The 20979-nt window shown below is 44.8% G+C and carries 22 protein-coding genes; 2 read left to right on the plus strand and 20 right to left on the minus strand.

Annotated elements, in window-relative coordinates; all coding sequences use genetic code 11:
* Positions 1 to 359: 359 nt before the first annotated feature.
* The 19 genes from DTOX_RS16120 to DTOX_RS16210 form a co-directional block, all read right to left on the minus strand.
* Positions 360 to 2054, minus strand: coding sequence for an Rne/Rng family ribonuclease (locus tag DTOX_RS16120; protein WP_015758747.1), 1695 nt, complete (start codon positions 2052 to 2054; stop codon positions 360 to 362).
* Positions 2055 to 2099: 45 nt separating this feature from the next.
* Positions 2100 to 2798, minus strand: a complete 699-nt coding sequence (locus DTOX_RS16125; RefSeq protein ID WP_015758748.1) for a TIGR03936 family radical SAM-associated protein — start codon at positions 2796 to 2798, stop codon at positions 2100 to 2102.
* Positions 2798 to 4693, minus strand: a complete 1896-nt coding sequence (locus DTOX_RS16130; RefSeq protein WP_042317370.1) for a TIGR03960 family B12-binding radical SAM protein — start codon at positions 4691 to 4693, stop codon at positions 2798 to 2800. The genes DTOX_RS16125 and DTOX_RS16130 overlap by 1 nt, the downstream gene beginning before the upstream one ends.
* A 141-nt stretch (positions 4694 to 4834) precedes the next feature.
* On the minus strand, positions 4835 to 5707 hold the full coding sequence (locus DTOX_RS16135; RefSeq protein ID WP_015758750.1) for a M50 family metallopeptidase: 873 nt from the start codon (positions 5705 to 5707) through the stop codon (positions 4835 to 4837).
* A gap of 12 nt (positions 5708 to 5719) precedes the next feature.
* Positions 5720 to 6490: a M23 family metallopeptidase gene (locus DTOX_RS21665; RefSeq protein ID WP_015758751.1), complete on the minus strand. Its 771-nt coding sequence runs from the start codon at positions 6488 to 6490 to the stop codon at positions 5720 to 5722.
* A gap of 67 nt (positions 6491 to 6557) precedes the next feature.
* The gene (locus DTOX_RS16145; protein ID WP_015758752.1) at positions 6558 to 7220 is read right to left on the minus strand and encodes a carboxypeptidase-like regulatory domain-containing protein; all 663 of its coding nucleotides are present in this window, start codon (positions 7218 to 7220) and stop codon (positions 6558 to 6560) included.
* An 85-nt stretch (positions 7221 to 7305) separates the two neighbouring features.
* Positions 7306 to 8448, minus strand: a complete 1143-nt coding sequence (gene rodA, locus DTOX_RS16150) for a rod shape-determining protein RodA (protein WP_015758753.1) — start codon at positions 8446 to 8448, stop codon at positions 7306 to 7308.
* Between the two features lie 153 nt (positions 8449 to 8601).
* Positions 8602 to 8877, minus strand: coding sequence for a cell division topological specificity factor MinE (minE, locus tag DTOX_RS16155; protein ID WP_015758754.1), 276 nt, complete (start codon positions 8875 to 8877; stop codon positions 8602 to 8604).
* A gap of 42 nt (positions 8878 to 8919) precedes the next feature.
* Complete coding sequence (minD, locus tag DTOX_RS16160) at positions 8920 to 9714, minus strand: septum site-determining protein MinD (protein ID WP_015758755.1); 795 nt, start codon at positions 9712 to 9714, stop codon at positions 8920 to 8922.
* Between the two features lie 36 nt (positions 9715 to 9750).
* On the minus strand, positions 9751 to 10140 hold the full coding sequence (gene minC, locus DTOX_RS16165) for a septum site-determining protein MinC (RefSeq protein ID WP_042317372.1): 390 nt from the start codon (positions 10138 to 10140) through the stop codon (positions 9751 to 9753).
* 224 nt (positions 10141 to 10364) lie between these two features.
* Entirely contained in the window at positions 10365 to 12350 is a 1986-nt protein-coding gene (gene mrdA, locus DTOX_RS16170) for a penicillin-binding protein 2 (protein ID WP_015758757.1), read from the minus strand.
* A 17-nt stretch (positions 12351 to 12367) separates the two neighbouring features.
* Positions 12368 to 12868 (minus strand): rod shape-determining protein MreD, encoded by a 501-nt coding sequence (gene mreD, locus DTOX_RS16175; RefSeq protein ID WP_015758758.1) that lies wholly within the window; start codon positions 12866 to 12868, stop codon positions 12368 to 12370.
* Entirely contained in the window at positions 12865 to 13731 is an 867-nt protein-coding gene (gene mreC / locus DTOX_RS16180; protein ID WP_042316015.1) for a rod shape-determining protein MreC, read from the minus strand. The genes mreD and mreC overlap by 4 nt, the downstream gene beginning before the upstream one ends.
* 21 nt (positions 13732 to 13752) lie before the next feature.
* Positions 13753 to 14784, minus strand: coding sequence for a rod shape-determining protein (locus DTOX_RS16185; protein WP_015758760.1), 1032 nt, complete (start codon positions 14782 to 14784; stop codon positions 13753 to 13755).
* A 41-nt stretch (positions 14785 to 14825) separates the two neighbouring features.
* Entirely contained in the window at positions 14826 to 15485 is a 660-nt protein-coding gene (gene radC / locus DTOX_RS16190; RefSeq protein WP_042317374.1) for a RadC family protein, read from the minus strand.
* Between the two features lie 56 nt (positions 15486 to 15541).
* A complete protein-coding gene (locus tag DTOX_RS16195; RefSeq protein WP_015758762.1) occupies positions 15542 to 16117 on the minus strand; it encodes a Maf family protein in 576 nt (191 codons plus the stop codon).
* A gap of 16 nt (positions 16118 to 16133) precedes the next feature.
* Positions 16134 to 16391, minus strand: a complete 258-nt coding sequence (locus tag DTOX_RS16200; protein ID WP_015758763.1) for a DUF4321 domain-containing protein — start codon at positions 16389 to 16391, stop codon at positions 16134 to 16136.
* A 118-nt stretch (positions 16392 to 16509) separates the two neighbouring features.
* Positions 16510 to 16968 carry a RidA family protein gene (locus DTOX_RS16205; protein WP_015758764.1) on the minus strand — a complete coding sequence of 153 codons (459 nt, stop codon included), beginning with the start codon at positions 16966 to 16968 and terminating at the stop codon, positions 16510 to 16512.
* Between the two features lie 69 nt (positions 16969 to 17037).
* Positions 17038 to 18045 carry a sodium:calcium antiporter gene (locus DTOX_RS16210; protein ID WP_015758765.1) on the minus strand — a complete coding sequence of 336 codons (1008 nt, stop codon included), beginning with the start codon at positions 18043 to 18045 and terminating at the stop codon, positions 17038 to 17040.
* Between the two features lie 447 nt (positions 18046 to 18492).
* On the opposite strand from DTOX_RS16210, the gene DTOX_RS16215 reads away from it, so the two are divergent.
* Positions 18493 to 19782, plus strand: coding sequence for a bifunctional folylpolyglutamate synthase/dihydrofolate synthase (locus DTOX_RS16215; protein ID WP_015758766.1), 1290 nt, complete (start codon positions 18493 to 18495; stop codon positions 19780 to 19782).
* 350 nt (positions 19783 to 20132) lie between these two features.
* On the opposite strand, the gene DTOX_RS22425 is transcribed toward DTOX_RS16215, so the two are convergent.
* Positions 20133 to 20561: a catalase gene (locus DTOX_RS22425; protein WP_042316018.1), complete on the minus strand. Its 429-nt coding sequence runs from the start codon at positions 20559 to 20561 to the stop codon at positions 20133 to 20135.
* Between the two features lie 219 nt (positions 20562 to 20780).
* Between DTOX_RS22425 and DTOX_RS23155 the strand changes: the two genes are divergently transcribed.
* Positions 20781 to 20924 carry a hypothetical protein gene (locus tag DTOX_RS23155; RefSeq protein WP_015758767.1) on the plus strand — a complete coding sequence of 48 codons (144 nt, stop codon included), beginning with the start codon at positions 20781 to 20783 and terminating at the stop codon, positions 20922 to 20924.
* The last annotated feature ends 55 nt before the right edge of the window (positions 20925 to 20979 follow it).

The raw sequence follows: 20979 nt of genomic DNA on the forward strand, positions 1-20979 counted from the left end.
AACCTCCTCCGGGACAAACATTGTTTGTTCAATAAATTTGTACTTCATTATACTCATGTTCAACCTTGAATAGCCTTCAAAGTCTTGATTTTATTGAATCCGTACTATAAAAATACCGTTTGTAGTGTAGACTTTCAGATATCTCTTAAGCCTTTATTTTCAAGACTTTGAGGGCTGGAAAAAATGCCGGTTGAAAGTTGGATTATACAATGACTTATCCACAGATCCATCATAAGTACAATTCCTCAGAATATAAAAAGGCCCCTTTAACAGGAACCTTCTAATTCTTTATTTTCCCTAAATTTTTGTGACCAAAGCTATTTAACTGCTAAACTAAACAAATTGTCATTCCGGTCAAGCTAATTAAAAGTACGGGCCACCTTAGCCTTGGCATAAGTACGGTGCACCCTAATAATTTCCACCGGGATTGTTTCTCCTACCAGAGAACCGGCCCCCTCTATGTCCAGGATAAAGCCGTTTAGCCTGGATATGCCGTCATTAATATTGGAGGCATGAGGCTCTTCCACACAGACTTCCAACACTTCTCCTGTTTTAACAGGTACTATATTAGCTTCTATATCATCTTTGTTGTAAAGCGGCCTGATTTTTACCGATTCAATGTGATAGTTGGCCGATCCTCTGATGTAGAGGTTTTTCCCCGTCTTATTTTCCAAATCCCGCAGGTTGGAACCGCCGCTGCCAATCAGCCGCGCGGCTACCAGAGGATTTGCCTCTACCAGTATAGTGTCGGCTGGTGTCTGGCGAGAAAGCTGGTAGATTTCATTTTTAAAATAAATGCCTACGGTTTCCTCGGACAGTACTTTTCCTCTCCCTTCACAGTAAGGGCAGGGTTTCTGCAGCATTTCGGAGAGACTGGGGCGCACTTTTTTCCTGGTCATTTCTACCAAACCCAACTGGGTAATGCCGAGCAGATTGGTCTTAGTTTTATCTTTTTTAATTTCTTTCTCCAGTACTTCCAGCACCTTTTGCCTGTGCTCATCCTCCAGCATATCGATAAAATCAACAATGATAATACCGCCGATATTGCGCAGGCGAAGCTGGCGGGCAATTTCCAGAGCGGCATCCAGGTTAGTTCTGAGCACGGTATCCTCCAGGTTGGTGCTGCCGACGAATTTGCCCGTGTTGACATCTATAGCCGTCAGAGCTTCGGCCTGGTCTATGACCAGGTATCCCCCGCATTTCAACCAGACTTTCCGTTTGACCGCCTTTTCTAATTCCATCTCAATGCCATACTCTTCAAAGAGGTTTTCTCTCTCATCCACACTGACTTTTATTTTTAACTGGGGGTCGATTATATCGAGCAGTTCCAATACTCTTTCATATTCATAGCGGGAGTCTATAATCAGCCGGTCTACGTCTTCCGTAAATATGTCTCTTAGTATACGGTGAACCAGTTCCAGATCCCTGTGCAGCAAATTGGGCACCGGGCCGTGATTGGAACGGTTAATAATTTTGCGCCATAGTTTAGCCAACACATTCACATCCTGGGCCAATTCCTCTTCGCTGACACCTTCAGCTACTGTGCGCACGATCAGGCCCATATCCCTGGGCTTTACCCGCGCAGCCAGCTCTTTGAGCCTCTCCCTCTCCTGCTCATCGGCGATACGCCGGGAAATACCGATATAATCAACTGTCGGCATCAAAACCAAATAGCGGCCCGGCAAGGTTATATGCGTTGTAATCCTGGGTCCCTTAGTGCCGATAGGTTCTTTTACAATCTGCACAACTAAGTCCTGGCCTTGTTTTAGCACATCACCTATATTGGCACAAAGATCCAGGCTGTTTCTGTTTTCTTCGGGATTACGGGATGGAAGCGCATCCTCCACGTAAAGGAAGGCATTTTTATCCAGACCGATATCTACAAAAGCGGCCTGCATACCCGGCAGAACATTTTCCACTTTACCTTTAAAAATATTACCTTCCAAACGTTGGTTAATTGCTCTCTCTATATAAATTTCGACTGTTACCTTGTCTTCCAGCACGGCCACCCGGGTTTCCTCTTCACCCACATTGACTACTATTTCTTTTAACACTTTTTCTTTCAGCTCCTCTTAGCAATACCGGACACCTAAACAAGCTTAAACTTCCCAAAGCGATTTAATGCCGTCATTATTTTTGACATATAAACCTGTCCGGCGTATTAACGCATCTGTTAAATCCGTTTGCGGATTGAAGCGCGATAAAGCAGAAATGACATCCTCGGGTCTGACATTGGCTGCACTGCCGATGGCAAGTTCCAGCTTCAGCTGCGGCACACCTTGTTCGGAAACAGAGGTTTTCATACTATAGATACCCGGTCGTATATCAACTGCCTTAATAGTATTTGTTTTCTTGTTTTTTCTCTCTATGATTATCTGCTGGCTGTTTAGAAACTCATTAATAGCTGAATTCAATTCATCTATAGATAAATCCGTCTCCCAGCCGACCGCTTCATAGGAAGCCCTGTTTACCACTGCCATGGGAGAAGGCGCGGCCTGATCAACCTGCCGCACATTTTTCACGCCGAGGCCCTCCGGCAACATATCCCTTAACGCTGCTTTTACCTGCTCCGAATTTATAGCCTCTGTCAGTTCCATATCCAGGTATTCCTTTTCCCCGTCCATGCCTACAGGCACAGGAGCGGCAAAACTCATCACCGGGTGAGGATTAAATCCCTGGGTCAGGGCTACCGGCAGAGCGGCGCGCTTGAGCGATCTCTCAAAAGCCTTCATTAAATCCAAATGTGAAATATACCTGGCCGGGCCCAATTTACTGAACATTATTCTATAACGAGCCATTAATTTGCACCCCCGTTATAGCCGGCCCGGACTGATTTTCCCCCGGCTATTTCCAAATCTACCTCCAGCGACGGGCAAAGCCCGCAACCGGAGCATTTCTCATGGCGGCAGTCGCCGGTCAGGCTCTGTTCCAGTGCCTGACGGTGCTCCCGGGCTAAATATTTTTTACTTACCCCTGAGTCTATATGATCCCAGGGCAATATATCCTCGTAGGCAAAACGCCGGTAAGCATAATGCTCCGGGTCCAAGCCGGCTAACCGAAAAGCTTCCAGCCACTTTTCATATTTAAAGCACTCTGTCCAGCCGTCAAAGCGGCAACCCAGCTCCCAGGCCTTCTCCAGGGCCGCGCCCAGGCGACGATCACCTCTGGCAAATACAGCTTCCAAAAAGCTGACCTCCGGCTCGTGCCAGTTAAATACTACACCGCGCATCCTCAGTTTTTCTTTTAAATAGCGCTGCTTTCTTTTTATTTCAGCCAGCCTGTCCTGGGGTTCCCATTGAAAAGCACTGTGCGCTTTAGGTACAAAAGAAGCGGCGCTGACAGTAACCTTTAGGCGCCCCCTGGGAACTCGCTGGGCCAAACCAGTCTCTACAACCCGGCGGGCCATTGAAACAATACCGTCTAAATCCTCATCTGTTTCTGTCAGCAGTCCAATCATAAAATACAATTTAACTGATGACCATCCGGCACCAAAAGCACCTGTAACGGCATCGATCAGGTTTTCCTCGGTAACACCTTTGTTAATCACATCACGCAGCCGCTGGGTGCCTGCCTCAGGGGCGAAGGTGAGACCCGACTTGCGCACTTTCTGTACTTGGCGGGCCATTTCCAGGGAAAAGGCATCTACCCGGAGTGAGGGCAGAGAAATATTAATACCTTTACCGGCATGCCTGTTCAGCAGATCCGTAATAACCTCTTTAACCTGCGAGTAGTCGGCTGTACTGAGAGAAGTCAGTGAAATCTCGTCATAACCGGTGTTCCTGGCCAGCTGCTCCGCCTGCCGCAGCAGTGTATCAGGTTTTTTCTCCCGCACCGGCCGGTAAATAACCCCGGCCTGACAAAAGCGGCAGCCCCTGGTGCAGCCGCGAAAAACCTCCAGCATCATCCTGTCATGCACCGCACCCAGATTGGGCACAACAGGTTTGACCGGAAAAGGCGCCTGATCAAAGTTCTTCAATAATCTTTTAGTAACCCTGGCAGGAACAGGCGGCCCGGGGATTTCCATCTTCGCTTCAACTGAAGCCAGAAAACCGTCTTCGTTATATTTAACCTGATAAAGAGAGGGCACATAAATACCCCGAATGCCGGCAGCCAGCCTGAGAAAATCGGCTCGCCCGGCCCTGTCAGCACCTGCTTTCCATTCTTTATACAAATCCAGCAGTTCCCCTATTACCTCTTCTCCTTCACCTATGACAAACAAATCGATAAAGTCGGATAAAGGCTCAGGGTTATAGGCACAGGGACCGCCGGCAATAATAAACGGATCGGCGTCTCCTCTTTGAGAGGAGCGAAGCGGTACCTGCGACAAGTCAATCATATTCAGGATATTGGTAAATGACATCTCATATTGTAAAGTAAAGCCTATAATATCGAACTCCCGCAGGGGATGCCGCGATTCCAGGCTGAATAAGGGCAGACTGTTTTGCCTCAACTGCTCCTCCATATCCAGCCACGGAGCAAATACTCTCTCCATCAAAACATCCTGGCGGCTGTTCACCACATGATAGATGATCTGCATACCCAGGTGGGACATGCCCACTTCATAAACATCGGGGAAGGCAAAGACTGTTTTGACAGCAACGCTGTCCCAATCCTTTCTTATACTGTTCCACTCGCCGCCAACATAGCGGGCCGGTTTTTGGACTTTTAACAATATTTTATCCAGTGAAGTAATACCCACTTTTGCTATTCCTCCTGCAACATACAAGCCAGAACCTGTATTCCTATTATTGCCCTATTCGGGCGGGAATATATTCCTAGTATAAAACTGTATTTATTCTACATCAATAGTTAAATACCCTTTCTAATTAAAAAATTACCTTTTAATTTTTCCAACGGGAAAGTCCAGGCCGTGCAGCAGCAGGGCATCAACTATCTCCGCTTCGGTTAAAGTCCCTTTATACTGCCAGTTTCTGTCCAGCATCATGACTAAATAAAACTTTTGCGGCACTATGAAGCGTGCAATATCCCCCAATGGAGCATGCTCAAAAGTCACTAACTGTTCAGCCTGCAAAACACCGGATCTGATCAGCTCATTTTTTTTATGGGACAAGTGACGAATAAACAAATAAGGAGCCATTCGTTTTTCTTTTGCCGCAGCATAAAAGAGAAACAGGCCAACTACCGGCACATCCAGACCGCAGTACCTGTAAGCCAGGCCCAATCCTCCCAGCAATACTATCCCTACAGCCCAAGCCTGGGCCCATGTAGCCGCCCTATAAGTTGCCTTCTTATAACCGATACTGCCGGCCAACACGGCCCGGTAAACTCGTCCACCGTCAAGCGGCAAAACAGGCAGCAGATTAAAAAGAGCTATGGTCAGATTAGTCTGCAAAAAATAAGGCCCCAACTGCTCCTCCCAGATCCCGTAGTTCTTTAATGCCAAGCCAAGGGCAAAGAGTACGAAGTTACTGAGAGGACCGGCCAGCGCCACTAATATTTCTTTTTCCGGCTCCAGAACCAAATCATAGCCCATCCTGGCAACCCCGCCAAAAGGAAGCAATTCCACCTCAGAAACCGATATACCCATACGCCTGGCAGCTATAACATGAGCCAGCTCATGGCAGAGCACTGCCGCAAAGGAAACCAGCCCGTGTCCTAAAACCCCGGCTGCAAAAAACAGCACCAGCATGGCCAAAAAAAAGGGGTTGACATATATAGCTACGCCATAAAATTTACCCAGTTTCATGTCTGCGTCCCCCTACCAGGCCTGCCCGGAAAACTGCAGTTTTTTTAGGGGATCAACCAGTTTTTTGTCTTCCCGCATCTCAAAGTGCAGACCGAAACCTTTTATATCTCCCACAGTACCGGCTTCACCAATAACCTGCCCGCTTTTAACCTGATCGCCTTCTTTGACGGAAATATTCTGGAGCTGGGCGTATAAGGTGGTAATCCCGTTGTTGTGCTCCAAAAGCAGGTATTCCCCCAAACAAGCGTCTTTGCCGCTTTTCTTCACGGCACCATCCATTACCGCCTGTACCAGGGCCTTCTCGCCTGTGGCAATATCAATTCCGGCATGATAACGTTCCATACCGTCCAGATCATCTTTTACCCAGCCAAAATTCTTTACCAGACGGCCTGAAACCGGCAGGGGCAAACCATGGCTGTTTTTTTGCGGAACAAATACGGGTACCGTTATTTCATTGCTGTCCACATTGGCCAATCTGAGTCCCAACTGCACAACTTTTTGCACTACAGGCTGATAATCCCACTCAGTGGTCAGTAAATAGCGCAGATCGGTTTTTATCTTTTGTCCCAGCGGGTCAGGCAGCTCCCGCAAAGCCAATATAGATAAGAGGATTACCGCAGCCCAAACAGTTCTCGAAAACAATCGCCTGCCGAAAGTCTTTTTCTTAGCACAACTCTTCCCGGGTTGGGGCAGATTAGCATAAGCTCCCCAATCATCACTGCTGTATAACGGCTTCCTTCTTCTGCGCAGCCAGTTTCTAAACCCATATATTATTTTTTTCACTGCCTGTCCCCCCTAACTTTTCATAGCCGGACAATAAAGTATATTGTCCGGAGGGGGGAAATATGCCTTACACTTCTCTGTGCAGTACAAAATCAACTTTGTCGTGCAGCATAACCACGGCTATACTGTCCTTGGGCTCATATCCCTCGGCTGAAGCCACTACCCGAAAGGTACCGGCTTTTATATCACTGAAATTATATTTGCCTTCACTGCCTGTTGTGGCAGTGAACATGGTTTCTCCATGTTCCAATTCCTGAACGCTAATCAAAGCATCGCGAATAGGTGAATTGGTTAAAAATTCCTTAACCGCGCCCATCAGGGTTGCTCTGGCTATATAGCCTATCTCCAGTTCAACGACCCCTTTGACATAAACCTGTCCGGGACGGTTTGCTGCTTTCTCTACTATCAGTTTATGATTTACATACTGAATATCCTTTGTTGTCATATTGTGATGCATATTCACATAACCGGATACTTGAATAATGTTGGTATAAATTTTTTTTTCGTCGGAGTGTTCATTCAGCTCCTGCTCATTTTCCTCATCATGGACAACAAACAACTTTATATCGACATTTAATTGCAAAACATTTTTCTGCCAGGCTATTGTTGGTTCCAGTTTTTCAACCCTGGCATATATGTTGGGTTTCCAGCCAAGTACCGGTACTGTAACTACACCTGACCAGTTAATATTCTTGTTAATAATTTTTCTTACCGCATTATCCTCGGTCATATAGCTCTCACCCGCATCTTATATATTTGAACAACTATACTTATATTGCCTAAAACTGCCGCCAAGGATACATTCGCAGGTAAGTTTAAAACATCAGTTTCTGCCTTCTCATGTATATATTCAACAATATGCCTAAGGAACACATATTAGTCAGCATCGAACTGCCCCCGTAGCTGAAAAGCGGCAGCGGGACTCCGGTTACCGGCATGATCCCGGCTGTCATACCGACATTAACCATAATATGAAAGGCTAATTTGGATACCACACCTATTGCCAGCAAGTTACCATAGGTATCTTTGGCCTCACTCGCAATTTGAATACCCCGGTAAACCACAATGAAAAACATGACCAGCAGAGTAACGGTACCCACAAAACCAAGCTCCTCACCTACTACGGAAAAAATAAAATCAGTATGCTGAATAGGCAGGAAATTCAACTGGCTTTGACTGCCGTTAAAAAGTCCTTTACCCCAAAGTCCTCCTGAACCTATGGCAATTTGTGACTGAATCATATGATAGCCGGCACCCTGCCAATCCTTCCAGGGATCCAGAAAGATAGTCAACCTGGTTATTTGGTAATCCTCAAGAGGTATCCAGACTCCAAAATTAAAATGGGCGTAGAGCCAGATACTGATGAAGCATACCCCTCCGCCGATAATCAGCAGCAGATGTGCAGGACGTGCGCCCGCGGCAAACAACATACCAAACATAATGGCTATAAAGACCAGTGAGGTGCCTAAATCCGGTTGTTTTAAAATTAATAGCATGGGTATTCCTATATAGGCAAAACAAGGAAATAAGTCCCTAAATCTTTTTAATCTCCCATCTCTTTTGGTTAGGAAATCAGCAAAAGTAATAATAATTATCACTTTTGCAAATTCCGAGGGCTGGAATATAAAAGGTCCCATGGCAATCCAGCGCTGAGCTCCCATCGCTGTGTGGCCCAGAACAAGTACGGAAGCCAGCATGACCAGATTTAATCCGTATAGAAATTTACTGTAATTAACAAAATTCTCATAATGGACCATCATAACCAGAATGACCGCAACAACACCCATCAAGATCCAGATAAGCTGCTTCTTAACATAGTCATAAGAATCACTTTGATCACCGACAGCAGAGGTAACATGAGTGGCGCTGCTGATAATTACCAGGCTGAAGGCCAGGATTAGGATAACTGTTAGAATTAATGTATAATCGAGATTCCTCAATAGTCTATTGTAACTCAAGCCAACCACCGCTTTCAGTAGAAAAAATTAAAACCATATCATTATACCATATTTAAAAATTTTTTTTAATAAATCTTATCCCACAAGAAAATCACCTTAAGCAATACATAATTTCCCAGGGTGCAACCTAAAAAAACCCCGTACGGGGTTTTTTTAGGTTGCACCGTTTGCCGTTCTCTTCATGCTTCTCACCGGAATATTTGCCACCAGAGCCACGGAATCATTTTCACTGTCCAAAGTAATTTCTAAAGCATCTTCATCAATTTCCATGTACTTGGATATGAGACTGATTAACTCACCTTTTAGGGTATGCAGCAAATGAGGTGATATACTTGCCCGATCATGGATCAACACCAGGCGCAGCCTCTCCTTGGCTACATTTTTGGAGGTGCTTTCTTTATTGAACAGCTTACCGATAAACTCAAACACAGTCATCCCCCCCCTTCCAAGCAACTAATAATTTTTATAAGACTACTTAAGCCCGATAAACTTTTTGATCCTACTTACAAAACCTTCACTTTCTTCCAAGTTCATAAAAGGAATATCTTCTCCTTTGATGCGCTGCACTATATTGCGGTAGGCCTGTCCGGATTTGGTACCATTACCCTGCACTACGGTCTCTCCCCGGTTGGTCGTTACAACAATAGCTTCATCTTCAGGAATTACGCCGATTAATTCTATAGCCAGAATATCAATCATATCTTCAATATTCATCATATCACCCTGCCGGACCATCTTGGGCCTTATACGGTTGATAATCAATTTCGGATTTCGAAGCTCAGCCGCTTCCAATAGACCTATAATCCTGTCGGCGTCACGCACTGCGGAAACCTCAGGAGTAGTAACCACCAAAGCGGTGCTTGCCCCGGCAATCGCATTCTTAAATCCCTGCTCAATACCTGCCGGGCAATCCACAACCACATACTCAAACTCTTTGGCCAGCTCGGCACAGAGGTCACGCATTTGCTCTGGGGTTACCGCAGTCTTGTCCTTGGTCTGGGCTGCCGGCAGAAGATGAAGTCCTTCTATTCTTTTATCTTTAATCAGAGCCTGCCGCAGGCGGCAATTTCCGTTTACAACATCAACCAAATCATAAACAATTCGGTTCTCCAAACCCAAAACAACATCTAAATTGCGCAGTCCGATATCAGCGTCCACCAGGGCTACTTTGTGTCCTACCGCCGCCAAACCGGTACCTATATTTGCTGTAGTGGTAGTTTTTCCTACGCCTCCCTTGCCGGAAGTCACTACAATTACCTCTCCCATTATTTTTCCTCCCTCTAATATCCAGATTTGCGGCTATTAGCTGCCTTTTCTCTGCCTTTCACCACCGTTTTGGAAAGCTTCAATCGTAACAATCCCACCTTTTACTCTGGCAATTTCCGGTTGTTCAGATTTAACCTGCTCATCATCCGGCGCCCGTGTAATATGATTAGCTATGCGCAGTTGGGTAGGCAATAATTTAAAAGCAATGATTATAGCTTTCTCATCACCGTTTACACCGGCATGAACCACTCCGCGCAAGGTACCCAAAACAATAATGTTTCCTCCTGCCACCAGTTCGGCTCCGGGATTGACATCTCCAAGCAGAACAACGTTTCCGTCATGATATATACTCTGACCGGATCTTAAAGTTCGTTGAATTAATATAGTGTTTTCATCCACTAAATCTTCAATACCATTAGGCAACATTTCTCGGATATGAGATATGCCATCTGTCAAAATTTTACTACAATCGTCGGCATTCATTGCCATCATCCTCCCGAACCACAACTGATTGTATAATTTCTACAATTGACCAGTAACTCCTGCTAATAAAATACAAAAAGACTGGCTTTTTTAAATTTATTATTTTAATTGGTTAATTGTACAGTTTTCTTATACAGGAGACATATCTTTTTATAAAGATACGTTATTTATTCAGGACTGGTGGGATTGGTAAGACGTGTTCCATCTTTCACTTGAAAATACTCAGCCAGCAGTTCCCTGACCACGGGGCCCGCAGTGGTACCGCCATGACCGCCGTAATCTATAACTGAGGCTATGGCTACTTCCGGCTTTTCATACGGGGCAAAACAAACAAACAGGGCATGGTTGTCCTTGCCGTGCACTTCCGCTGTTCCGGTTTTAGCTGCCACTGAAATAGGAAAACCGGCAAAAATTCCCGCGGCCGTACCATTTGGATACAAAGATACCATATGCATACCCTCCCTGATGATTTGCAAATTATCTTCGCTGACATTAACTTTCCGTTTAACCACCGGGTTGAATTCCTTAATCACACTGCCTTTGGAATCTGTAATTTTCTTGACTATATAGGGCTGGTATAAAGTACCCCCGTTGGCAATTGCCGATATATAATTGGCCAGCTGGATGGGAGAATACTGGTTGTCACCCTGTCCGATAGACATATCCAGCGTATCATATTCACGCCATTCCAGTTCCCAGGCATAGCGATCCGCAGCGTATTTTTGCTCCACAGCTTTTAATTCCTTATCTTTTTCCGCCTGCAGTTTCTCCTTATTCTCTTCGGTAAAAGCTTTGGCAATTAAGTCGTCATACTTTTCATTTATTGATTGAATTTCCGGGCCGTACTTATTATCCAAAAGGCTTTTCCACTTATCATGCTTATAGGCAGGTGTAGGCACTACCCCGGAGCTCTCACCCGGCAGGTCAATTCCTGTCAACTGGCCCAATCCAAAGTCTGCGGCGAATTTACCTATCCTGTCAACTCCTACACTAAGGCCTATTTGCCAGAAATAAACGTCACAGGAAACCTGTATGGCTTTACGCATGTCAACCCGGCCGTGCCCGGCAGGATTCCAGTCTGTTTTATTTCTGAAATGTCCCGGGTCATTTATTGCATATGTGGCACTTACTATTTTGTCCTCCAGAGCGGCAGCTGCCACGATCATTTTAAAGGTAGAACCAGGTGGGTAAATACCCAGAGCCCTATTGAAAAAAGGCCTGGTCGGATCCCTAAATATTGCATCCACATCGGCCTGGGTCATACTCCCGGTAAACTTAGCCGGGTCATAGGAGGGACAGCTGGCCATAGCCAGTACTTGCCCGGTATGAACATCCAGCATAACTACGGCTCCTGCTCTGGCATCCCGAAAACCCTGCCTTTGAGCCTTGGCAACAGTATCAGCCAGGCCTTTTTCGGCAACTTCCTGCAATTTTGAATCAATGGTAAGCTGCAGGTTGCTTCCGGGAACAGGTGCTTTAACACCTAAATCACGTACCGGCCTGGCCATATTATCCACTTCAACCTGCCTGGCACCCTTACCCCCCCGCAGGTATTTCTCATACTGGTTTTCCAGGCCGGATTGGCCGTATTCATCCCCCAGAACATAGCCTTCATCCTTATGCTCCTCTAACTGTTTTTCCTTAATTTCCTGAACATATCCCAGCACATGTGACAGCGAACTGCCGAAAGGATATTCGCGCACAGGCTCTACATCTATAATTACACCTGGCAGTTCCAGGCGCTTCTCTTCAATTTTAGTTAACGTTTCCACCGGAACATCAACAGCTACTTCCACCGGCTGGTAAAGCTTCAGTTTCTGAGCATTGATTTTATCCTCAATGGATTTTGGATCTATGCCTAAAATATTGGCCAGACGCTTTACAACACTACTGGTGTCCTTTATGCCAAGGTATTCCAGGGATACGGTATAAATTGGCCTGTTGCCCACCAGCCGCACGTTTTTGCGATCAAAAATCTCCCCTCTGGGAGCATTAATGGGGTTAATCCTGATGCGGTTCTCACGGGCCAGTGTCTGAAATCTGTCCGTCTGCACCAGCTGCAGATAAGATAAACGAAGAATCAGTATTATAAAGATGCCCGACAAAATAAAGAGGAACATTTTCATTTTTTTATCTTTCAATTTGCTTTCCATGTAAATTCACCCTCTTTTTACATTTCCTTTTCCGAAAACAAACCTCTGATTCTGGAACGGTAAAAGAGTTTAAAAAAGATGGGAACCAGCAGAGTATTATAAAAAGCCACAGGCAGAATAATCCTGAGCAAAGCCCAGAAAGGCGTGACCATAACACCTAGAATAATTAACAGAAGGTAATAAATGATCTGGCAAAGCACAGACGCCAGAAAAGTCACCCCAAACAAAACAAAAATGTTATCTTTAAATAATTTGGACTCGGCCAAGCCGACCAGATAACCGGAACCCATCTTGGCCAACGCATTAAAACCTATATAATTGCCGCTAAGCACATCCTGGCATAAACCGGCCAAAAAACCTAAAAAAGCCCCCTCCTTTGACCCCCGGAGGAAGGCGTTAAGAATTACGATAAGCAATACCAGATCCGGCTGCACTCCACCCACCCGGATAAAACCCAGCACTGTCGACTGTATCAACATAGTTATTAATAAGATAATTAATACCGTAAAAACTCTCAAGGATTATCCCCCTCCGCCGGGAGTTTCTCGGGAAACTGGACTTTACCGGTCAGAATAATCACTTCTTCCAGCCGGTTAAAGTCCACATAAGGTTTTATCACTGCCGTCTTAAATAACCCTGAAGATTCTTTGTAGAAACTTTCCACCTCTCCCACAGGTATGTCTTTAGGAAAAATACTGCCAACACCAGAGGTAATTACTACCTCGCCTTTTTTTATATCCTGAGCCACAGGCAGGTGAATAAGATTTAAAGTACCCGAGCCGCTGGCTACACCTTCCAAGATACCGGGAGTCCTGCTACCCTGTAAAATACAACCAACCCCGCTGCGGGGATCAGTAACTAAAAGCACCTCAGCCGTATGATTGGATACAGCTATTACCCTGCCGACCAAACCGGCAGGACTCGTAACGGTACAGTCTACCTTTACACTGTCAGCCAGGCCCCTGCTTACTGTAAAGGTACCAAACCAGTTGCCAGGGTCCCTGGCAATAATTGAAGCAACCACCGCGGCACCCTGCAATTTATTATCATTTTCATAATCTAAAAGCTTTCTTAATCTTTCATTTTCCAATTCGTATTCCTTTATCTGGCGAACCTGTCCTTTAAGTTTGTCAACTTCCTCTTTAAGCTGCTTGTTTTCGCGTGAATAAAAAGCCATTTTAAAGGGAAAAACAATCCAACCCCGTGCGCTTGTACCCAAATGAAGAATACCTTTTTGCAGCGGCGCCAGGGTATCCTTGAGCATCGACTCAATTGGAGTTAAATTGCTTCTTCCAGGAGCTGTTATATGCATAGCAAAAACAGTGAACCCGACCAGTATTAATAAAAAAACCAGATTCCTGGCAGAAACCAACCGGCGCAATCCCCCCAACACCCCTTTAACTTACGCCAATTTCTTTGGCTGAATCAGAACCCTGCGCAATAAATTAATATTCTCTAAAACCCTACCGGTACCATAAGCTACGGCCAGAAGTGGGTCATCAGCCATATGAACCGGCATACCTGTTTGCTCACTGACCAAATGATCAAGACCTCTCAGCAAAGAGCCGCCGCCTGCCATAACAATCCCTTTATCCATAATATCCGCGGCTAACTCCGGGGGAGTCTGCTCCAGTGTTGTTTTAATAGCATCGCAAATAGTGGCTACCGGTTCAGACAAAGCCTTGTAGATTTCCAGAGAAGTAATCTCCACTGTTTTGGGCAAACCGGTTAATAAATCCCTGCCCCGGATCTCTTCGTTTTCTATATCATTTAATTCATAGGCTGTGCCGACATTAATTTTTATCTGTTCGGCCGTGCGCTCACCGATAAGTAAATTATACTTCTTTTTCACATGGTAAATTATGGCATCGTCCATTTCGTCTCCGGCAACACGTATTGATTTGCTGGTAACGATGCCGCCCAAAGAGATGACAGCCACCTCGGTCGTCCCACCGCCTATATCCACTACCATATTGCCGGTAGGTTCATGTACCGGCAACCCGGAGCCTATGGCAGCAGCCATAGGCTCTTCCATTAAGTAAGCTTCTCTGGCTCCCGCCTGCAGCGCCGCCTCGCGCACAGCACGTTCCTCCACCGCAGTAACGCCGGAAGGCACGGACACTACCACTCTTGGTCTGATTAAGTAAGTGCGGCTGCGTTGAGCCTTATTTATAAAATACTTAATCATGGCCTGAGTAATGTCAAAATCCGCTATAACCCCGTCTTTCATGGGACGAATAGCTATAATATTACCGGGAGTCCGGCCTATCATCTGTTTCGCCTCATCCCCTACCGCCAGTATCTGTCCCGTGTCCCTCTGAATTGCTACAACCGAAGGTTCCCGTAATACTATACCTTTGCCCTTTACGTACACCAATGAATTGGCGGTACCCAAATCTATCCCCATATCCTTGGAGAACAGACCAATTCGCATTTTGCGGCCCCTTTCCTGGATTCTAATAATCAAAACAATGTTTAGAATAATCCTTTTACCTTCAAACTTACAAATTTATTATCTCCAATAATTATATGATCTAAGACATCTATGCCGATAATTTTCCCCGCTTCTTCAAGCCTTTTGGTCACATCAATATCTTCTTTACTGGGAGCCGGATCACCGCTGGGATGATTATGAATGAGAATTAAAGCAGCCGCGCTCTTTTTAATTGCTATTTTAAATAGCTCCCGCGGGTGCACAGCGGAAGAACTTAAGGTACCGACTGAAATAGTTTCCAAACTCAAGACGCGGTTCTTAGTATTTAAAAGCATGGCCCTGAAGTACTCCCTGTCTAAATAGCGCATATCCTCCATAACCAGTCCCGCAACATCTTCCGGACTCTTAATAAGAGGCTTGTCCTCCATAGTTTTCAAAGCCATACGTTTACCCAGCTCCAGTGCGGCTTTTATTTGAGCGGCTTTGGCCAAACCAATACCTTTAATCTCATTTAATTCCTGCACTGTAGCATCCATTAAAGATCTTAAACCTTGAAAACCGGTCAGAATAATGGTTGCCAGTTCGATAGCTGAAACAGAAGCAGTCCCGGTTCTCAGCAGTATGGCCAGGAGTTCAATTTCAGACAGAGTTTCTACCCCTTCATTAAGAAGTCTTTCCCGTGGCCGCAAATCGGCAGGCATTTCTCTAATGGTTAAACGGTAACCGGATTCCAAAAAAAACACCCCGCTGCAAGGTTTTAAAATACCCGCACTTCAAATGTTTTTAAAACTTCCGCCAACCTGTAAACAGGCAAACCCACTACATTAAAAAAGCAACCTCTGATACCTTTCACCAGCACACAGCCAATGCCCTGTGCCGCGTAAGCCCCGGCCTTATCCATAGGTTCGCCGGTATTTATATAGTCTTCTATTTCCTCTCCGGTCAGGTCTTTTAATATAACTTCCGTTCTCTCACTGAAAACTTGCTTTCTACCGTCGGCAGCATTAATTACTGCTACACCTGTCCAAACCTCATGGCTGCCGCCGGAAAGAAATTTCAGCATCTCAGCGGCATGAAGCCGGCTGTTTGGTTTACCTAGAATACGACCGTTCTTAACGACTACGGTATCTGCCCCAATAACTATTCCTCTGCTTAATTCCTGCGCTACCGCACTAGCCTTACGCAGGGAAAGCAACTCGACATTTTGGGCAGGTGTCAGTTTTTCGTCAATATTCTCGTCCACGTCACGAACTATAGTATCGAAAGGGAGTTTTATCAGTTTTAACAGGTCATGACGCCGGGGTGAGGATGAAGCCAGTATGATTGGTTGCACGGTATGCCCCCTCACCTTATGTCCTTTGATATATTAAATAGGCTAAACCCAGACCAAGAATTGTTAACGGATTAATGGCTAATGATACACCAAAAGTAACATCTAAGAAGCTCAAATCCAGTGTTGTAGGGGGAAAACCAATTGCCGTGGCAGATTTCAGCCAAGAAAACTTCGGAGCCAGCATAGCCCCAACCGCACTTCCCGATATTCCTCCGACCATCAACAGCAAAAACAAGGTCCAGTTATTTCTCCCACCTCGGTTAATCTTGGCCATAAATTAATTCACCCACATCAATATTTTATATTACATAAGCAAGAACTTAACCTGTACAAGCACTATACTACAGTTTAACACCTCTATACCTTTATGACAAGCATGGTCAACTTGAAGATTAACGGATCTGCACAATCATTTCCAGCTCTACGGCCGCATTTAACGGCAATTCGCTAACTCCCACAGCTGAACGGGCATGCCTGCCTTTTTCGCCAAAAATCTCAGCTAACAACTCTGAAGCGCCGTTAATTACTTGCGGTTGACCGGTAAAGCCCCGGCCGCTGTTGACAAAACCAGTCAGTCTGATAATCTGGACTATCTCATCCAGGCTGCCCGTGAAGCTTTTAACCGCTGCCAAACAATTTAAGGCGCAGATTTTAGCCGCCTCATATCCTTCCTCCAACACTAAATCTTGACCTATTTTGCCTGTATACTTCAATTCACCTGCAACCAGCGGCAATTGTCCGGAGGTGTAGATATAGGAACCGCTTTTTACCGCCGGGACATAGGCGGCTACAGGCTGCGGCGCAGGCGGCACGCTAAGACCAAGGGATTTAATTTTTTCTTCGGGGGACATTTTATTACCTCCCATATTTTTCTATTATAATTTTAAAATTTCAACTAATGGTTAAAAAAAATATAACCTTCACTTTATCTGTCCGCTAACCACTGCTCCCACAAAAATTATGTAAAATAAGCCGCCAAAGCCTGCCAGGAGGCGGCTGTCCATACGGCCTTGCCTGCGTACTGCTATATAGGCGGCCAGCGCTGAGATGATAGCTAAAACACAGCTTAAAATGGCAATGGGACTGAGTTCCCAGGGTGTCAGAAAAATGCCGACAGCCGGGATGAGTGAGCTTTGAAATACCATGGCACCGGTCAGATTGCCCATGGCTATTGTATCTTTACTCTGGCCAATCCAGATAAAGCTGTTAACTTTCTCCGGCAGTTCGGTAGCTACGGGAGCTACCAGCAGGGAGAAGATAAAAGCCGGTACACCCAGTAAAGTTGATATGCGGCCTATACCGTCAACAAAGTACTTAGCTCCGATGATTATTAATATAAAAGCTATTACAACTTGAGTAATAATCATGCCGGTATGTGGCTTTTCTTTATTCCGGGCAAAATAAAGAGCAGCCAAAGCCTCATCTTCACCGCACTCCCGGCCATCTGTCAATGTTTTATAGACAAAATAGATATAAGCTGCAACCAGAAATGCAGCTGATGCATATTTACCCGCTGAAGGTAAAAATGAAGCGGCAATAGCTACACTGTAAACGATTAGGAAAAAACCCAGATCCCTGCGCATTACTAACGGATCGGCATTCAACCAAGGGTATTCTTTCCTCTTGTGGCGGTAAAATACAGCAGCTAAACCGACAAGAAAAAAGGCAATAGTGCTTAACATAAAGGGTGCTCCCAGAATTGCCCCGATGCCAATGTCGTGAGCGGACTCACCGCTGGCAAAGAGCACAGCAATTATGGGAATAACCGTTTCCGGCATGGCAGTCCCTACAGCGGCCAAAATACTGCCTACCGCACCCTCGGTCAGTCCCATTTTCCTCCCCAACCACTCAACACCGTTGGTAAAAAGCCCGGCAGCAACCAGAATTACACCCAGGCTTATAATCAGTAAAGCAACATCATAAAGCACCGGATCACCTCATTGTTTTATTGTTTCTAATTACTGCTGTAAGTCAAATTATAAACCTATCAGGTAATGAAATCCACTTTTTTAGCGACATAAAAGGCTCCATTAAATATTTTCAGATTTCTCAAATAACTCATAATTAGAAAGTCTCAACGGAAGACTAAAACAGGCTATTGCCGGATCAAACTATTTTCTCATCCACCCTTACAATTTTATAAAGTGATTCTTGATTACAGTTGCGGTCTGATATATACAAAGATACAATTATAGCTTGCCTGTTAAAAGGCTCTCTTAATCGCAAACCTTAAATCAACTATAAAAGAATTTTCAGCTTTACCAAATGAATTTAAACAACCACGCGACCGGTAAATAAAAAGGTTTTTTAATCCACGCAACGAATATATAATTTGCATATGTGAAGTCTGAAAATTCCTTGAGGAGATGATAGCCTTGGAATACAAGGAAGCTATGAATTACCTGGAGAACTTAACCAAGTTCGGTTTTAATTTTGGTCTGGGAAGAATTGAAGAATTATTGCGTCGCCTGGGCAATCCACATACTAAAATAAAAGCGATTCATATCGGCGGCACCAACGGCAAGGGCTCTACTACGGCCATGCTGTCCGCCGTTTTAAAAGAAGCCGGTTTACGCGTGGGTATGTTTACTTCACCTCACCTGCATTCTTATACTGAAAGATACAGGATTAACGGCGAGCCGGTCGGACAGGAACGGATAGCGAAAATGATCACCAGGCTGCGCCCTCATTTGGAGGACATGGTTCGGGAAGGCTTTGAACATCCCACGGAATTCGAAGCTGGTACAGCCATGGCTTTTCTCTATTTCGCCGAGGAAAAGGTTGACCTGCTGCTGCTGGAAGTCGGGCTGGGCGGAGCCATAGATTCCACCAATGTAATTACGCCTGTAGTTTCCGTGCTGACCAACATTGCCATGGATCACATGGACTACTTGGGTAATACTATTCAGGAAATTACTGCTGTCAAAACAGGCATCATCAAATCTGGAATTCCGGTGGTAACCTCGGCCAAAAACCCGGAAGCGCTAAAAATTATTGAGGCTGCCTGCCGGGAAAAAGCAGCTCAGTTAACTGTTGTCGGAAACCAAGTGACTGTGGAACAGAAAGAGTTTTCCACTGCCGGACAGAAATTTTCTATATTCACTGACAGTAACCACTATGAGGATTTGACCTTGCCGCTTTTGGGGCGACATCAAATAACCAATGCCGCAGGTGTTGTGGCGGTAATTGAGGTACTGCAGCAGTTGGGTTATACTATACCGAAAGAAGCAGTGCACAGCGGTCTGGCTAAAACCGATTGGCCCGCCAGACTGGAAATTATGCGTCAGAAACCGACCGTCCTGATCGATGCCGCCCATAACCTGGACGGGGTGCAAAGCTTAAAGCAGGCTCTTTTGGATTATTTCCCCTCTAAAAAAGTAACTTTGGTTTTAGGCATGCTGGGCGATAAGGAGCGTTCAAAGGTAGTAGCTGAATTAACACCGCTGGCTGAAGCAGTGGTAATCACCAAGCCAAACAGTCCCAGAGCCGGTGATTGGGAACTGCTGGCAGATGAGGCCAGGAGGTTTACGGATAAAGTTACCTTGATTGAAAATATCACTGAAGCGGTTGACGCGGCTATGAGTATGGCCGGGGAAGAAGATTTAGTCTGTATCACCGGGTCTTTTTATATGGTGGCTGAAGCCCGCGAGCATGTTATGCATTAGTGCTTAATAATTATGATTAGTTCATCCATCTATATTACTCGTTTTTCGAGTCAATTAGAAAATAATTAGATTTAGCCATATCCATATTTACTATTTTGTATTAAAATATTAAGCTTGGGGTTATTGTAAAGGCAGTCTTCCTATCAAGCAATAATTCACTGATGTTATATTTTGTTCTATTATTCTTGCTATAACTGCCTTTAAGAACCTCAATATTATTGTTGCCAGGTACCGTATTTTTTTTCTATAAAAACTTTTCATTGTCCAGTCATTAATATGTCGAATTTTAATCTCTATAGGAGCATCTCCCATAGAGATTCGCTGTGTTCCTGAACAGTGATTTGCTCTGCTCAGGAGACATCAGCCTGAAAAGTTTTCCTGGCTGAGTAGTAATCATTGTCGTCTTCTCTGAAATTCCAGCAATCCGCAACACCACTTATGCTGAGATGAGGTTCCTTATATCTTTGTTGCTCCTGCCACTCTCCATAGCTATTAGGTTCATATCCTATAGCACTACCCGCATTGTTATTTACTCTCATCTGTCTATCTCTATGATAACTATTTGCAGGACATTTTGGTGCGTTAACCGGTATCTGATGATGGTTGACACCAGGTCTATATCTTCGCGTATCGCCATAAGAGAACAATCCGCCCCGAAGCATTTTATCCGGGGAAAAACCTATTCCCGGAACTATATTTGCGAAATTAAATGCTGCTTGCTCAACTTCTGCAAAACAGTTTTCAATAATTTTTATTGTTTTAAATTGATTAAAATCCAATCAGCCTGTGCTCAGATTTTAGTCATTAAGGAGCCGGTTTGATAATAAAAACCTGGCAGATACCTGCTTTTTCAAATCGTTAACCACTGGCATATATTTTGCGTGTGCAGATAATAAGTTATCTCATCAAACACAATATTTGAACTTTTCTGACTTTCAATACTTAATCATAAAAAAATTAAACTTTACATATTAACAAAATTACAGGAGGTGCGGATTATGAACAAATGTGTGGTTAGTTGGCCCTGCAGTCGCAGTGAAATATTGGAGGTTGTTTATAACATCGGCTGCGGAAGATGTGAAGTGAAAAAAAGAAGCAGTATCAGCAAGTTGTGGTCGGCCATCATTTCTCTTATTTCTTAAATTGTCATCCTCATTTAAAAGCCACCCGGATCCGGGTGGCTTTATTTCTTTTCAC

This window comes from Desulfofarcimen acetoxidans DSM 771, from assembly GCF_000024205.1.
GTDB classification, from domain to species: domain Bacteria; phylum Bacillota; class Desulfotomaculia; order Desulfotomaculales; family Desulfofarciminaceae; genus Desulfofarcimen; species Desulfofarcimen acetoxidans.

What these genes read in the sequence shown, in the direction of transcription:
- mrdA (WP_015758757.1), bottom strand. Translation starts at nt 12,350, where the DNA reads ATGGAAAGCAAATTGAAAGATAAAAAAATGAAAATGTTCCTCTTTATT.
- DTOX_RS23155 (WP_015758767.1), top strand. Translation starts at nt 20,781, where the DNA reads ATGAACAAATGTGTGGTTAGTTGGCCCTGCAGTCGCAGTGAAATATTG.
- minC (WP_042317372.1), bottom strand. Translation starts at nt 10,140, where the DNA reads ATGTTGCCTAATGGTATTGAAGATTTAGTGGATGAAAACACTATATTA.
- radC (WP_042317374.1), bottom strand. Translation starts at nt 15,485, where the DNA reads ATGCCTGCCGATTTGCGGCCACGGGAAAGACTTCTTAATGAAGGGGTA.
- DTOX_RS16200 (WP_015758763.1), bottom strand. Translation starts at nt 16,391, where the DNA reads ATGGCCAAGATTAACCGAGGTGGGAGAAATAACTGGACCTTGTTTTTG.
- minD (WP_015758755.1), bottom strand. Translation starts at nt 9,714, where the DNA reads ATGGGAGAGGTAATTGTAGTGACTTCCGGCAAGGGAGGCGTAGGAAAA.
- DTOX_RS16125 (WP_015758748.1), bottom strand. Translation starts at nt 2,798, where the DNA reads ATGGCTCGTTATAGAATAATGTTCAGTAAATTGGGCCCGGCCAGGTAT.
- DTOX_RS16205 (WP_015758764.1), bottom strand. Translation starts at nt 16,968, where the DNA reads ATGTCCCCCGAAGAAAAAATTAAATCCCTTGGTCTTAGCGTGCCGCCT.
- DTOX_RS16185 (WP_015758760.1), bottom strand. Translation starts at nt 14,784, where the DNA reads ATGCGAATTGGTCTGTTCTCCAAGGATATGGGGATAGATTTGGGTACC.
- DTOX_RS16145 (WP_015758752.1), bottom strand. Translation starts at nt 7,220, where the DNA reads ATGACCGAGGATAATGCGGTAAGAAAAATTATTAACAAGAATATTAAC.
- DTOX_RS16135 (WP_015758750.1), bottom strand. Translation starts at nt 5,707, where the DNA reads ATGAAACTGGGTAAATTTTATGGCGTAGCTATATATGTCAACCCCTTT.